The 13,805-nt window shown below is 72.5% G+C and carries 12 protein-coding genes and 1 tRNA gene; 10 read left to right on the top strand and 3 right to left on the bottom strand.

Annotated elements, in window-relative coordinates; translation table 11 throughout:
- The first annotated feature begins 92 nt into the window (after window positions 1-92).
- Entirely contained in the window at window positions 93-785 is a 693-nt protein-coding gene (locus ACIRO3_RS05690) for a hypothetical protein (protein ID WP_404132838.1), read from the top strand.
- A 378-nt stretch (window positions 786-1,163) separates the two neighbouring features.
- Here ACIRO3_RS05690 and ACIRO3_RS05695 read toward each other — a convergent pair whose 3' ends face one another.
- Both ACIRO3_RS05695 and ACIRO3_RS05700 read right to left on the bottom strand, forming a co-directional pair.
- The gene (locus ACIRO3_RS05695; RefSeq protein WP_404132840.1) at window positions 1,164-2,306 is read right to left on the bottom strand and encodes a M20 family metallopeptidase; all 1,143 of its coding nucleotides are present in this window, start codon (window positions 2,304-2,306) and stop codon (window positions 1,164-1,166) included.
- A 53-nt stretch (window positions 2,307-2,359) separates the two neighbouring features.
- Window positions 2,360-2,767 (bottom strand): RidA family protein, encoded by a 408-nt coding sequence (locus ACIRO3_RS05700; protein ID WP_404132843.1) that lies wholly within the window; start codon window positions 2,765-2,767, stop codon window positions 2,360-2,362.
- Window positions 2,768-2,892: 125 nt separating this feature from the next.
- Between ACIRO3_RS05700 and ACIRO3_RS05705 the strand changes: the two genes are divergently transcribed.
- From ACIRO3_RS05705 to ACIRO3_RS05740, 8 genes are all read left to right on the top strand, one after another.
- Entirely contained in the window at window positions 2,893-3,273 is a 381-nt protein-coding gene (locus ACIRO3_RS05705; RefSeq protein WP_404132846.1) for a winged helix-turn-helix transcriptional regulator, read from the top strand.
- Between the two features lie 197 nt (window positions 3,274-3,470).
- Window positions 3,471-4,898 (top strand): carotenoid oxygenase family protein, encoded by a 1,428-nt coding sequence (locus tag ACIRO3_RS05710; protein ID WP_404132849.1) that lies wholly within the window; start codon window positions 3,471-3,473, stop codon window positions 4,896-4,898.
- A gap of 172 nt (window positions 4,899-5,070) precedes the next feature.
- Window positions 5,071-5,145: transfer RNA gene (locus tag ACIRO3_RS05715), tRNA-Gly, on the top strand.
- A 120-nt stretch (window positions 5,146-5,265) separates the two neighbouring features.
- Window positions 5,266-5,511: a hypothetical protein gene (locus ACIRO3_RS05720; RefSeq protein WP_404132852.1), complete on the top strand. Its 246-nt coding sequence runs from the start codon at window positions 5,266-5,268 to the stop codon at window positions 5,509-5,511.
- 286 nt (window positions 5,512-5,797) lie between these two features.
- Window positions 5,798-6,010 (top strand): hypothetical protein, encoded by a 213-nt coding sequence (locus ACIRO3_RS05725; RefSeq protein ID WP_404132855.1) that lies wholly within the window; start codon window positions 5,798-5,800, stop codon window positions 6,008-6,010.
- A 469-nt stretch (window positions 6,011-6,479) separates the two neighbouring features.
- Window positions 6,480-7,862: an acetyl-CoA carboxylase biotin carboxylase subunit family protein gene (locus tag ACIRO3_RS05730; RefSeq protein WP_404132858.1), complete on the top strand. Its 1,383-nt coding sequence runs from the start codon at window positions 6,480-6,482 to the stop codon at window positions 7,860-7,862.
- On the top strand, window positions 7,859-9,859 hold the full coding sequence (locus tag ACIRO3_RS05735) for a PEP/pyruvate-binding domain-containing protein (protein ID WP_361974982.1): 2,001 nt from the start codon (window positions 7,859-7,861) through the stop codon (window positions 9,857-9,859). The genes ACIRO3_RS05730 and ACIRO3_RS05735 overlap by 4 nt, the downstream gene beginning before the upstream one ends.
- Window positions 9,860-9,906: 47 nt before the next feature.
- A complete protein-coding gene (locus ACIRO3_RS05740; RefSeq protein WP_404132862.1) occupies window positions 9,907-11,172 on the top strand; it encodes an MFS transporter in 1,266 nt (421 codons plus the stop codon).
- Here ACIRO3_RS05740 and ACIRO3_RS05745 read toward each other — a convergent pair.
- A complete protein-coding gene (locus tag ACIRO3_RS05745) occupies window positions 11,163-12,245 on the bottom strand; it encodes a helix-turn-helix transcriptional regulator (RefSeq protein ID WP_404132865.1) in 1,083 nt (360 codons plus the stop codon). The genes ACIRO3_RS05740 and ACIRO3_RS05745 overlap by 10 nt on opposite strands.
- 312 nt (window positions 12,246-12,557) lie before the next feature.
- Between ACIRO3_RS05745 and ACIRO3_RS05750 the strand changes: the two genes are divergently transcribed.
- On the top strand, window positions 12,558-13,625 hold the full coding sequence (locus tag ACIRO3_RS05750; RefSeq protein ID WP_404132868.1) for a chitinase: 1,068 nt from the start codon (window positions 12,558-12,560) through the stop codon (window positions 13,623-13,625).
- The last annotated feature ends 180 nt before the right edge of the window (window positions 13,626-13,805 follow it).

The following is a 13,805-nucleotide window of genomic DNA, read 5'->3' on the forward strand; positions in this document are numbered from 1 at the left end:
TCTTCAGGCGGCTTCAGGTGGGCTTCAGGTCAGGGTGCGCAAGCTCTGGACGCACCGGCCGCGGTGGCCGTTCGTCTTGAGGAGTCGCAGGCATGTCCCCATCCGTCCCACCCCCGCACCAGCCCGACCCGACCGTCCGGCCCGAGCCCGGCGCCCCGACCGACCCGACGGTGGTGACCGACCGGTCCCAGGCATCCGCGAACGCCGCCGAAACCGCTCCCCGGGACCGGAAGGGGCTCGCCCGGGTCGTACCGCGGAGCAGGGGCGCCCGCTGGGCCGTGCTCGGCGCGGCCGTGGTGGTGATCGGCGGTGCGGCGGCGCTCACGGCCGTCGCCGTGTCCGAACACCACCGGGACCGGCGCCCCGTGGGCATGGTCGGGCCGTGGGTCCACGACGGGGGCGGCGACGAGCGAGCCGCCCCGGGGCCCGGGGAGCGGCGGGCCGGCGACCGGCCGAAGGGAAAGGAGCGCGGTGTCCCGCCGCTGCCCGACGGCGGCGAGGGCGCCGGCGGGTCGGTGACCGGCCCGAGGGCGGCGCCGGCGCCGTTGCCCTCACTGGCCGCGAAGGACGCGGTGGAGAAGGCGGCGGGCGCGGTGAGCGGCGGCTCGGTGGAGAGCCTGCGGGTCGTGGGCCAGCAGGGCGGCGGCAGCGCGTGGCTGGCCGTCGTCGTCGGGCCCGACGGTGTCCGGCACGCCGTCACCCTGTCCGGCACGGACGGCACGATCACCGGCAACACGGTCACCGGCCACAAAGCCACCGGCAACACGGTCACCCCCGGCCGCTGAACCCCCTGCCGGGCGGGTCGCGGTACTCCACGGGACCGCTCCGCCCGCGCCGGGGCCCGCCCCGCACGTGCGCTGACGAGGTCGTCTTGTTCGTCCCGGCCTGCACGGCAGGGGGTTGTCGTCTGCGTCATGGCGGGTGCCGCGTCCATGTTGCGGGCGGAGCGCCTCGGCCGTATCCCGACGGGCGCCCCCGCCGCCGCGTCCGCATGAGCAGCCCGGCTCCGAAAGCCCAGCCGCGTCCGAACGCGCAGCCGCGTCCGGAGCCGGGCTGCTCAGTGTCTCCGGGAGTCGGGATGTTCTCACTCGGGGCCGGTGAGGCGTACGACAGACCACGGGCCCCAGCCCACGAGCCACAGACCACGGGTCCCGGGGCGCGGGCTACGTGGCGTCGGTGCCGGTCGCCGAAGCAGGCTCGTCCCCGCGTGGGTCGCGGATCGCGTGGACCAGTCCGGCCACGAGGTGCGCCCGCTCGGCCATGGCGTCGATCACCAGATACTCGTGGTCCGCGTGGGCGCCGCCGCCGACCGCTCCGAGGCCGTCGAGCGTGGGCACCCCCAGCGCCGCCGTGAAGTTGCCGTCGCTGCCTCCGCCGACCGCCCTGCCCTCGATGCCGGGAAGCAACCGCCGTGCCACCGCGAAGAGTTCAGCCGATGCCGACTCGGGCATCGGGGGGCGGCCTACCGCTCCCTCGACCCTGATCCGTGCCTCGTCCAGATGCGGGGTGAGCGCGGCGAACGCGGCTTCGACGCGCTCCTTCTCGGCGGTCGACTCGACCCGGACGTCGACGACGACGCTCGCCTCCGCGGGAACGACGTTGTCCAGGGTCCCGGCGGCCGCGACCGTCGGGGTGACCGTCGTACCGAGGTCGGGTCGGCCGAACTCCGCTATGCGCAGCACCTGGTGCGAGGCTTCGACGAGGGCGTTCACGCCGGCCGAGGGTTCGAGGCCCGCGTGCGAGGCCCGGCCCGTGATGGACACCCGGAAGGTGCCGCAGCCCTTGCGGCCGGTCTTCAGTCCGCCGCCGTCGGCGGCGCCCTCGAACACGAGCACGGCGCCGCACGCGAGGGCTCGTTCCTCGATGAGCGCCCGGGAGGAGCCGGAGCCGACCTCTTCGTCGGCGGTCACCAGGATCTCGACGCCCGAACGGTCGGCGAGCGTCGCGAGGCCGTGAACGGCCTGCACCAGTCCACCGAGCATGTCGAAGACCCCGGGGCCCGTCACGTGCCCGTCCTCGACCGTGAACGGGCGGCGGGCGAGCGTGCCGAGGGGAAACACCGTGTCGTGGTGGCCGAGGATCAGCACCCGGGGTTCGCCGCCGCCCGACCAGTGGACATGCGGTCCGGCTTCGCTCTCCACGAGGACGGCCCGGCCGCCGAGCCGGCTCTCGACGACAGCCGCGACGGCGCGGGCCGATGCCGTCAGGGCGTCGACGTCGCGTGACGGGGACTCGACCTCGACGAGCTTCCTGAGGTCCTCGATCATCGCTTCGACGCTCACGTCCGCGGCCTGGTGCATGGTCATGTGGGCAAGGTTAGCCGGCCCGCCGAAGCGGACGGGAACGCCCCCGCGCCCGCTCAGTCGAGGACGGCGATGGCCTCGACCTCGACGAGGTGGTCGGGTACGTCCAGCGCCGCGACACCCACCAGCGTTCCCGGCGCCACCGGGGTGACTCCCAGTTTCGCCGCCGCCCGAGTCACGCCCTCCACGAACGAGGGCATCTTGTCGGGCGTCCAGTCGACGACGTGGACGTTCAGTTTCGCCACGTCGTCGAAGGTGGCGCCGACCTCGGCCAGGGCGGTGGCGACGTTGAGGTAGCACCGCTCGACCTGCGCGGCGAGGTCACCCTGTCCGACCGTGACGCCGTCGGCGTCCCAGGCGACCTGCCCGGCGATGAAGACCAACCTCGAACCGGTCGCGATCGAGACCTGCCGGTAGGCATCGATCTTCGGCAGTCCGTCGGGGTTCACCAGGGTGATGGCCATGCTGCCCGCCTCCTCGTCGCGCGAGCTCTCCGGCTCCCGCGTTCGCTCTCTTGTGGTTACTGGGGAACCGTAGGAGAGTGTGCGGTGACGTGGAAGAACGCACTTTTCGGTAACCGAGGAACCTCATGGTGACCCAGCAGTTCAGCGGCTCGCCCGACGAAGCGGACCTGACGCGCGCGGATTCCCTGGCACGCGAGATCTTCTCGGACATCGCCAACAAATGGGCTTTGTTGATCATCGACGTGCTGGCCGAACGGACCCTGCGGTTCAGCGAGTTGCGCGGCGAGATCCAGGGCATCAGCCACAAGATGCTCACCCAGAACCTGCGCATGATGGAGCGCTACGGCCTCGTCGAGCGGTGCGTGCACCCCACCGTGCCGCCCCGGGTCGAGTACACCCTCACCGAGCCGGGCCGCGCCCTGCGGCAGACGGTCCACGGCATGTGCGACTGGACCCACCAGTACCTCGGTCACATCGAGGCGTCCAGGCACCGCTTCGACGCCTGACGGCCGCGGCCACGCGACCGCGGGAGCGGCCGGGTGATCGGCCCCGTGGTCACGGTCCCCCTCACGCGAGGGCGGCGCGGGCGACGACCGGGCCACCGCGCGGGGCCGCCGCCCGTCCCGGAAGTGGCAGCGCACCGCCCGCGGCGGTTGACTGGCTTCGAGGGCAGCCGACGCCTTCCGCCCCCTGGAGGTCCCCCATGACCACCCGCGCCACGGCCTTCGACCCCACGCGCACGGCCCACCTGGGCGGGCGGTTCGCCCCCGTCACCGAGGAGGTCGACGTCGTCGACCTCGACGTCGTCGGGGAGCTGCCGGCAGACCTGGACGGCCTCTACCTGCGCAACGGCCCCAACCCCCGCTTCACCCCGATCGGGTCCTACCTGTACCCCATCGACGGGGACGGGATGCTGCACGGCGTGTGGCTCTCGGGGGGCCGCGCCCGCTACGGCAACCGCTTCGTGCGCACCCCGGCGATCCTCGCGGAGGAGAAGGTGGGCCACGCCCTGTGGGGCGGGCTGGAGTCCATGATCATGCCCGGTCCGGACGTCGTCGGCCCCGACCTCGCCCACACGTTCAGGAACCTCCCCGACATCAATGTCGTCCGGCACGCGGGGCGCCTCCTGGCGCTGGCCGAGTCCGACTGCCCCTTCCGCATGGGTCCCGACCTGGAGACGCTCGGCAAGGAGACCTTCGACGGGCGACTCCCGGCCGGCATCACCGCCCACCCCAAGATCGACCCCGCCACGGGGGAAATGGCCGTCTTCTGCTACGCCCTCGAACCTCCCCACCTGACCTGGTCCGTCATCAACGCGGACGGGACGGTGGGACGCGGTCCGACCCCGATCGACGGGGTGGACGAGCCGGTGATGATCCACGACATGGCCCTCACCGCCCGCCATCTCGTCCTGATCCTGGCACCGGCGTTCTTCGACATCGCGGGTGCCCTGCGGGGCGGCTCCTTCCTGGCCTGGCGGCCCGAACGAGGCACCCGCATCGCACTCGTCCCGCGTGACGGTGGCCCGGTGCGGTGGGCGAGCGACGAGGCGTTCTGGGCCTGGCACACCGTGAACGCGTACGACACGGCCGACGGCCACGTCGTCCTCGACTACGTCCAGTGGCCCGCGCTCTCCCTCGGTCAGGACCCCGTCCCCGGCGCCACCGCGCACCGCGGGCTGACCCGAGCCGTCATCGACCCCGCGGCGGGCACGGTACGACGCACTCAGCTCGACGACGCCGACGTCGAGTTCCCCCGCGTCGACGACCGGCTCCTCACCCGACCCCACGGCACGATCGCCGTCGCGTCCGTCAGCGGACGCACCGACCGACTGCTTTCCGGCGAGTACGACGCCCTGCGGTGGTACACCGCCGACGGCGCGGGCCTCGGTGTGCGGGACTGGAACGCGGGAGACCTCTCGGTGGGCGAACCCGTCTACGCGCCGACGCCCGGCACCCGCGACGCCGAACACGGCTACTGGCTGACGTTCGCCACGGACCGCACCGACGACTCCAGCCTGCTCCTCGTCATCCCCGCCCACGATCCCGGGCAGGGCCCGTGCGCGCGGATCCGCATCCCGGTCCGCGTGCCGCTCGGCCTCCACGGGGCCTGGCTGCCCACCGAGGAATAGCGGAACCCGGCGGAACCGACACCCCGACAGAAACCCTTCGGGTCCGCCTCGGAGACCTCACCGGTGAGCGACCACGCCTCACCGCGCGCCGATTTGCCAACCCACCCCGCTGATCCTCTAAGATGGTGATCATCTTGAAGGGGTTCGGCCACGGACCGGCCTCCTCATGCATGCGGATGTAGTTCAGTAGAAGAACGTCCCCCTTCCAGGGGGAAGACGCAGTGTGCGATCCCTGCCATCCGCTCCACCTCACCCCAACCCCCTGTGGACCACCCGGCCAGGCCGCCGCCCTTTCCGGCCCCTGGCGGAAGGTGGCGGCCCGCCGGGCACGCGTGACCATCCCGCGCGCCCGACAGTTGAATCACGTATGAAGACCGAACCGGCCGTGTTCTCGCGGGCACCACTCGACGGCGAACTCTGGCGCGACGCGTTGACCCACCAGGACACCTGTACCTGCCGGCGCCTGCCCCCGCCCGCGGCGTCGAGCCCCGCCTCCCCGGCCACGGGGCGGCCCGGCGCCGCCAACAGGGCGCCGGGGCTGGTGCGTCACGGCATGCTCGCCCTCTCCACGCTCACGATCGTCGCCGCCGTGCTCACCGTCACCACCAACTGAGCCTCGACCCCGCACGCTGTTCCATGAACGGGAGCCAACACGGTCCCCGCTGCCGGGCCGGCGAGTGGACACGGACCCGCGCCCCGGAGCCCGAACGGGAGGAACGGGCCGCTCACGCGGGGCGGACGCCCACATTCCACATCGCCGGGGCGTGTCCCTCCACCTCGCAGAATCGTTCTTCCGTCATGATCACCACGCCTCACCCGGCGACCTCCGCCCCCGGCGCCCCGCCGCCCCGACGGTCGCGACCCCACCCGCACGGCGTCGGCACTCCCCGGACCCGGGCGTGAACGGCCCGCCCGCCTGCCAGGGCTGCTCGCACCCCTTGTACACGGTCTGCACGCGCGAGTCCGGTGCGGGAACGACGGCCACCCAGTGGGAAGTCGACCACGCCTTTCCCGGCCGGTGCACGTACACCCCCATGTTTCCGCTGACCGGTTCCGCCGGCGACGTCCACGACCTGCCCTACGCGGAACACGTCCTGCGCCGGCGAGACTGAACGCCCCCGGGTGCGCCCGCCGACCGGTCCCGACCCCGGCAGGCGCACCCGGCGCCCCCTCACGCGAGATCCCGCCCGGCTCCGGGCGCGCGACGAACGTGCCCCCGGGGCCGTCCCCGTACGGCGCGCCCCTCGTCCGACCCGCCGCTTACAAGCCTCCTTTTGCCGGTCCCCGTCACGGACGCGCCCGGCACGGACGGTTCTCCCGGGCCTGGAAGGCACCGGTCCACGCGGAGCACCCGTGATCGTCCCCGGCTTCCGCACGGGTGGCCGAAACACCCTCATTCCACGCCCACTTGGCCGGCGCGGTTGTTTGGCGAACGCCTAACCGAGTAGGGGTACAGACGTGCGTCCACCGTTCTCCGTCGTGCTCTAGTTGCCCCTGGCCCGTCCGTGGCGTCACCGCGTACGGACCTCCGCCGACGACGCCGTTGCACCACGCGGCGTCTCCCTCGACCGCAGGAGCACCATGACCCCGATCCTCTTCGTCTACGCCAAGGGCGGCCCTCCGCTGGAGTACGCGCTGCCGAGAATGGCGGCCCACGCCGACGTGCACGTCCTGGCGCTCGCGCCGCTGCCTCGAACCACCGAGTCGGTCTGGCTGCCCGGGTGCGCGTCGGTCACCGAGGTGCGGCCGCACGAGGGGGTGGAACTGGTCGACCTGATCTGTTCCCACGCCCGCCGCGTCGGCGCCGCCGCGGTGCTGACCCTGTCGGAGTACGCGGTGGTGGCCGTGGCCCACGCCGCCCGAAGGCTCGGACTGCGCGGCGCCGGGGAGGGGGTCGTGGGGGCCCGGGACAAGCGTCTGATGCGTCGGATCTGGCGTGACGCGGGGGTACCGGTGCCGGGGTTCACGGAGGTGCACGCGCCGGAGGACATCGCGACCGCCTTCGCGCAGTTGACGCCACCGCTCCTCCTGAAGGCCGCCTGGAGCGCGGGCTCCACGGCCCACCTCACCGTGTGGAACGAGCAACAGGCCGAGGAGGCGTGGAAGACCGGTCGCTCCGTCATGGAGGCCTCGTCCGCGCAGGGCTACGCGGAACTGCACGCCGCCGACGAGGGCGTGAGTGATTTCCTGCTGGAGGAGATCGTGACCGGGAAGGCCTCCGACTGGTTCGACGGGGCCGGTTGGGGCGACTACGTGAGCGTGGAGGGGATCGTCGCCGACGGCCGCTACCACCCGCTGTGCATCACCGGGCGGATGCCCACCATCGCGCCCTTCACCGAACGCGCCAGCCTGGCTCCGGCGGCTCTCCCCCACGCCCTTCAGCGCCGGATCGAGGAGGTGTCGCGCGCCGCCGTCGACGCGCTCGGCCTCGACACCTGTGCCACCCACACCGAGATCAAACTCGGCGCGGACGGGGCCGTGTGGCTGATCGAGACCGCGGCCCGGTTCGGCGGGGTGATGACCACACGGCAGGTCGAGACCGTCTTCGGTCTCGACATGATCGGCATGCTGGTGCGCCAGTTGCTCGGCCGGGACGTCGACTACCCGCGGCGGATGCTGACCGGGGGCGAGGGGGCGGCCGGCTCGCTCGTCGTCCTCGCCGTCGACCCCGAGGGCCGCCCCTGGAGCGAACTGCCGGCCTGGGACTTCGATGCGGTCGACTGGTCCGCCCTGCTCACGCCCGGCTCCCGCGTCGAGTTGGTGCGGGAGCACAGCCTCCCCCCGGGCAGCCCGGTACCGGCGTACGAGGAGGCGGGGGGCGCCAATTCCATGGCGGCGCTGTGCTTCCTCACCGCCGCGTCCGGGCCGGACCTGCTCGCCGACTGCGGCCGGATCCTCGCCGCCCTGCCGCACGCCCTGGCCGCTCCGTCCGCCGACCGCCCGACGCCCGGGAGCACCGTATGACGAACGCAGGCACCACCCTCCCCGTACCGTCCCCCCGGGGCGCCGCCGTGGACACCCTGCTCACGCTGCCCCTCTTCGAGCAGCTGGCCGGGGTGCTGGGCGGGCACCCGTACGTGAAGGTCGTCGTGGACCGGGAGCAAGGCGTTTGGCACGTCCTCGACAGCGCCGTGCACTCCTTCCACGTCAACTACATAGCCACCGAGATCCAGGGGCTGACCCTCGAACAACTCGACGCCCGGCTCGATCAGTTCAACCACGACGTCTACCAGGACCCCGGGCGACGGTTCCTGCTCGGCGTCCTGTCGCTGCACTCCCGGGGAGGCCCTGAGCAGCACGAGCCGTTCATGGTCCTGGAGACCACCGAGGCCGACACCATGGGCGCCGACCTGCTGATCGAGTTCCACGCCTTCGTGCGGGCCCATCTCGATCCCGCGCTGGAGCTGCTGCTGAAGCCCGCCAACCACGGCCAGGAGAACGCCCTCGCGGCGGTGCCCGAGACCGTGGTGCCCCGCGCGCGGGGTCACGCGTTGTTCGCGACCGCGCCCTTCGTGCCGTTGACGCTCGCCTCGGCGACCGGCCGGCTGCGCGCCTTCGCCTCGGGCGAGGAGTACCGGGCCGCACGCGCGGACCTGACCTGGTACGACATCGTTGCCATGCCGGTCGTCCCCGACGACATCCCGCGCCTCGCCGGGCTGCTCAACGCACAGCCCACCACCCCGCTGTCGCACACCAACATGCTGGCGGCCGGCTGGGGCATCCCCAACGCCATCGTCCGGGGCATCCTCGACACGATCGCCGACGAGAAACTGGACGGCGCCTGGGTCCGTTACGAGGTCACCGCCGACTCCTTCGTCGTCGAACGCGCCGAGGAACCGGCGGATCTCGCCGAACCGACCTGGCACACGCAGCGGGTCCGCCTCGACGCCCCGCACGTGACGGACGTACCGCTCGTGCCGCTGTCCGCGTTGCGTGCCGGCGACCGGAACCGCTACGGCACCAAGGCGGCCAACCTCGGGGAACTGCACCACGTACTGCGCCACGGCTCCGGCCGGCTGACCGGCTACTACTCCGTGCCGCGCCCGCCCCGGGCGGATCTGCTCGGTCATCTGGGCGCCCGGCTGCGGATGCCCGCCGACGGTGATCTCGCCCAGTACGCCGGTGAGTTCCTGGCCCGACACGTCCGGGCGCCGGCGGGGATCGCCGTGCCCTTCTCGGTCCAGCAGCGTTTCCTGGACTCCTCGCCGGCGGTGCAACAGAGCATCGGCAAGCTGAAGATGGCGCTGGAGCTGAACGCGATGGACGCCGTGGACACGGTCTGCGTGCAGTTGCAGCACCTGGTGCGCACCCTGCCGGTGCCCGAGGACCTGGTGCGCGCCCTGGACACGCAGGTGGTCGAGCACCTGGCGGGCACGAGTCGCTTCGCCGTGCGTTCCTCGTCGAACGCCGAGGACCTGCCGGGCTTCTCCGCGGCCGGCATCTACGAGTCCCACACCAAGGTCACCGATCTGCCGGGGCTGTTGGACGCGATCCGTCAGGTGTGGGCCTCGCTGCTGTCCCCGCGCAGCGTGCGGCTGCGCCATCAGGCCGGCATCTCGCTGGACGACACGTACATGGGGGTGATCGTCCAGCGCTACGAGCCGTCCCCGCTCGGCGGGGTCATGGTCACCTGCAATCCCACCAACCGGGCCGACTTCCGGAACGTGTACCTGAACTGCGCGCACGGTTCCACGGCCGACGTCGTCGACGGCCGGACGATGCCCCTGCAGTACCTGTACAACACCGTCGAGGGCGGCGGTCGGACGATCTCCCTCGGCGCGGCCGAGGAGGACCTGGATCTGGAGACGCAGGCCCATCTGGGCCGGCTGGCGCTGGCGGGCCGTCTGCTCCAGTCCCATTTCGCCGCGGACTACACCTTCGCCGGACCGCTCGACGTCGAGTGGCTGCTCGGGCCGGGGGGCGCGCTCCACATCCTCCAGCTCAGGCCGTACAGCGCCTGACCCCGCCCGCACTCCCCCGCGTACCGCCCCACCCGAAGGTCTCCTCCATGCCCATCTCCCTGCGCGCACGCGTGAAGCGCCGCGTCCGCCCGCCCGCCGCGGTGCTCCGCGTGATCCGCCTGAACAACGGCTTCCAACTCCTGTTCAACCTGCTGTGGTGGATGCCGGTCTTCTACCAGTACCAGAAGCAGGCGGGTCTGTCGGACAGCCAGATCTTCGGCATCCAGAGCGTCTACTACGTGGCGTTCTGCCTGCTGGAGATACCCACCGGCTTCATCGCCGACCGCATCGGACAGCGCCGCTGCATGCAGCTCGGGGCGGCCGTGATGGTCGCCGCGAACCTCCTCCCGGTCGCCTGGCCCTCCTTCGTGGGTTTCATGGCGCACTTCCTGGCCATCGCCGCCGCCCGCTCGCTGGTGTCCGGCGCCTCCAGCGCGTACCTGTACGAGTACCTGCACGAGCACGGTGCGGGAGAGCACTACGTGCAGGCCGAGGGGACGGCCCGGGCGCTCGGCCTCTGGGCCAAGATCGCCTGCTGGCCGTTGGTCGGCGTCCTGATGCACGTCCGGCACGAGGCCCCGTACGTGCTGACCGCGCTCTCCACGCTCGGCTCGCTGGCCTGCGCGGCGGCCCTCCCGGCCATCGCGGAACGACACGGCGACCCGCGGGCGGCGGCGGAACGCCTCGGACTCCTCGCTTCCGCCCGCCAGGCCCTGAAGGTGCTCGGGACGTCGCGGTCGCTGGGGCCGCTGATGGTGCAGGGCGTGGCCGTCTTCACGCTCGCGCGGATCTGCCAGGTCAACCTCTTCCAACCGCTGCTCCTGGAGAAGGACCTCCCGGTCGCCGATCACGGTGCGGTGCTGTCGGCGATGACGGTCGCCGAGGCCGTCGGATCGGCCCGGACCGGCTGGTTGCGCGGCAGGCTCTCCGACACCACGGTGGTGACCGTCCTGAGCGTGGTCATGGCGCTCACCCTGGCGGCCACCACGCTGTCGGGGGCCCTGGGCACGATCGTGTGGCTGTGCGTGTTCGCCGCCGCGGCGGGCCTGGCGTATCCGGTGCAACGCAACCTGATCAACGCGGCCATCCCGCCGACCCCCTACCGGGCGACCCTGTTGTCGGTGGAGTCCATCATCGACCGCGGCGTGTGCGCGCTGGTGGCGCTGGCCGTCGGCGCCTACCTCGCGGCGGACCGCCTCGACGCGCTCCTCGTGCACGCGGCGGTGGGGACCTGCCTGCTGCTGCTCGTCGTGGGCGTCCTCCTGCGGCGGTCGCGCCGCGGCGAGGTACGGCAGGCCGTCGGTCAGCGCTGACACGGCGGGTCGGCGGCGCGCGGGGGCCAGGCCCTGGTGTCGAGGATGCCGAGGGTGTAGGCGCGGGCGACCAGGGCCGGGCGCGAGTCCGCGTCGAGTGCTGCGCGCAGTCGGCGCAGGTGGTAGTCCAGCGCCTGGCGGGAGAGTCCCAGGTCGGTGGCGATGGCCGCGTTGGACCGGCCGGCCGCCATCAGGGAGAGGACCCGCAGCTGTACGGGACTCACCCGGGCGGCGGCGCCGAACTCGACGCTCACCGAGGTCAGTACGGCCGACACCCGATCGGGAGCGCCCTGGCGCCGGACCACCGCGAGGTCGGCCCGCAGGACCTTGCTCTCGCCCGAGGCCGTGCCGCAGACCATGGAACAGGTGCGCCGGGACGCCTTGCCGGCGACCAGGTCCACCCACGCGCGGCGCACCGCCCGGGCGTCACCGCGCAGGTGCCCGATCGCGGGGGTGCCCTCCAGGGAGGCGCGGTCGCCCCCGAGCAGTTCCGCGACTCCCCCGCTGACCCGCTGTACGCGGCCGCGCAGGTCCAGGGTCACGATGGCCAGCCCCGAACGCTCCCACAGGGCGTGGAGTTCCTCGGCGGCCTCGGCCTTGTCCGCCAGGGCCTTGGCCTGGTCGGTGACGTCTGTGTAGATGCCGCCGACGCGCGGGCCCCGGCCGTGGTCCAGGACGAACCGGTGCCCGGTGACCTGGCGGGGCGTCCCGTCGGGATGCCGGAAGACGAGGGTGTGGCGGACCGGCCGGCGGGACGACAGCACCTCGCGGTCCAGGGCCCGGAACCTGGCCGCGTCGTCGGGGGCGTCGATCTCCTCCACGGTGCGGCCGACCACGGCGTGCGACTCCATGCGGTAGAGGTGGGCGTAGGCCGCGTTCACCCACAGGTACCGGCCCTGTCCGTCACGGATGAAGGCGGGCGCCGGGGCGTACGCGGCGAGTGCCTCGAACCATCGCGCCGCTTCGGGAACGTCCCGGTCGCCGCCCGCGCCCCGTGCCTCCGCGCCCCGTGCCGGCTCCCCGCCCCCGCCGGCCGCCGGCCGTACCTGCCCGTGTTCGTTCTTCGCGTACATGCCTGTTTCTGTCTCTCGGGTCTCCGCTCGCGACCCGCCCTCCCCGGGACGCGGTCGCTCCCGTCGGGCGTACGTGTGTGCGCTGCGCTTCGCGCGCCGTGGACGCTCCGGACGGGAGGTCAACTTAACCGGTTTTGAGCGAAGTTGCGGGGCCGGCAAACGGAATGTCCTGTTCCCGCCCTTCTCGAACTCCCCTTCATTCCCAGCGGACTTGGTCCAGACCTATTGACCGTCGCTGTGGACCTCCCTAGCGTCTGGACCACCACCCCACGCACCTCCCCGGGTTCCCCACAGTCCAGGAGGCACCTCGCCATGCTCTCTCGCGGTTCACGTCTGTTGATGGCCGGCCTGGCCACCGCCCTCGCCGTGCCGAACCTGATCGCGGCCGGCCCCGGCTCCGCCCCGGACCCGGCCCCGCGGGCCGACACCTGCGCCGTCAAGTCGAGGCCCGTGGGCAAGGTCCTGCAGGGCTACTGGGAGAACTGGGACGGGGCCGCCAACGGCGTACACCCGCCCCTCGGCTGGATTCCGATCACCGACAGCCGCATCCAGGGCCACGGCTACAACGTGCTCAACGCGGCGTTCCCGGTCATCCGCTCGGACGGCACCGTCCTGTGGGAGGACGGGATGGACTCCACGGTGAAGGTGCCCACACCGACCGAGATGTGCCAGGCAAAGGCGTCCGGTCAGACCGTCCTGATGTCCATCGGCGGCGCGGCGGCGGGCATCGACCTCAGCTCCAGTGCCGTCGCCGACCGGTTCGTCGCGACGGTCGTGCCGATCCTGCAGAAGTACAACTTCGACGGCATCGACATCGACATCGAGACCGGCCTCGTCGGCAGCGGCAGCATCACCACGCTGTCGGCCTCGCAGGCCAACCTCATCCGCATCATCGACGGCGTGCTCGCCCGGATGCCCGCGAACTTCGGCCTCACGATGGCGCCCGAGACGGCGTACGTCACCGGCGGCAGCGTGGCGTACGGCTCGATCTGGGGCGCCTATCTCCCCATCGTGAAGAAGTACGCCGACAACGGCCGCCTGTGGTGGCTGAACATGCAGTACTACAACGGCAGCATGTACGGCTGCTCGGGCGACTCCTACCCGGCCGGCACCGTCCAGGGCTTCACGGCCCAGACCGACTGCCTCAACAAGGGCCTCGTGATCCAGGGCACCACCATCAAGGTCCCGTACGACAAGCAGGTCCCCGGGCTTCCGGCCCAGCCGGGCGCCGGCGGCGGCCACATGGCCCCGAGCCTGGTGGCGCAGGCCTGGAACAGGTACGGGAACGGCCTGAAGGGCCTGATGACCTGGTCCGTCAACTGGGACGGCGCCAAGAACTGGACCTTCGGCAACAACGTGAAGGCGATCCAGGGCCGCTGACCACCCCCGGGCCGGCCCGACCCCGACCGCCCCGCCCTGCCCCACCCGCGCAAAGGGACGACGCTCGACCGCGGCGCCGCACGCGCCGCGGGGGGGGGGGGGCCCGTTGGGCGGGGCAAAAGGGCACCCACCGCCCCCCCCGGGGCCGGGGGGGCGGGCCGCAGGCCCCCCCCGGTGCCC

This window comes from Streptomyces sp. NPDC102278 (genome assembly GCF_044766345.1).
In the GTDB taxonomy this organism is placed as follows: Bacteria; Actinomycetota; Actinomycetes; order Streptomycetales; family Streptomycetaceae; genus Streptomyces.

What these genes read in the sequence shown, in the direction of transcription:
- ACIRO3_RS05745 (WP_404132865.1), bottom strand. Translation starts at nt 12,245, where the DNA reads ATGTACGCGAAGAACGAACACGGGCAGGTACGGCCGGCGGCCGGCGGG.
- ACIRO3_RS05750 (WP_404132868.1), top strand. Translation starts at nt 12,558, where the DNA reads ATGCTCTCTCGCGGTTCACGTCTGTTGATGGCCGGCCTGGCCACCGCC.
- ACIRO3_RS05730 (WP_404132858.1), top strand. Translation starts at nt 6,480, where the DNA reads ATGACCCCGATCCTCTTCGTCTACGCCAAGGGCGGCCCTCCGCTGGAG.
- ACIRO3_RS05720 (WP_404132852.1), top strand. Translation starts at nt 5,266, where the DNA reads ATGAAGACCGAACCGGCCGTGTTCTCGCGGGCACCACTCGACGGCGAA.
- ACIRO3_RS05700 (WP_404132843.1), bottom strand. Translation starts at nt 2,767, where the DNA reads ATGGCCATCACCCTGGTGAACCCCGACGGACTGCCGAAGATCGATGCC.
- ACIRO3_RS05710 (WP_404132849.1), top strand. Translation starts at nt 3,471, where the DNA reads ATGACCACCCGCGCCACGGCCTTCGACCCCACGCGCACGGCCCACCTG.
- ACIRO3_RS05740 (WP_404132862.1), top strand. Translation starts at nt 9,907, where the DNA reads ATGCCCATCTCCCTGCGCGCACGCGTGAAGCGCCGCGTCCGCCCGCCC.
- ACIRO3_RS05705 (WP_404132846.1), top strand. Translation starts at nt 2,893, where the DNA reads ATGGTGACCCAGCAGTTCAGCGGCTCGCCCGACGAAGCGGACCTGACG.
- ACIRO3_RS05690 (WP_404132838.1), top strand. Translation starts at nt 93, where the DNA reads ATGTCCCCATCCGTCCCACCCCCGCACCAGCCCGACCCGACCGTCCGG.
- ACIRO3_RS05735 (WP_361974982.1), top strand. Translation starts at nt 7,859, where the DNA reads ATGACGAACGCAGGCACCACCCTCCCCGTACCGTCCCCCCGGGGCGCC.
- ACIRO3_RS05695 (WP_404132840.1), bottom strand. Translation starts at nt 2,306, where the DNA reads ATGACCATGCACCAGGCCGCGGACGTGAGCGTCGAAGCGATGATCGAG.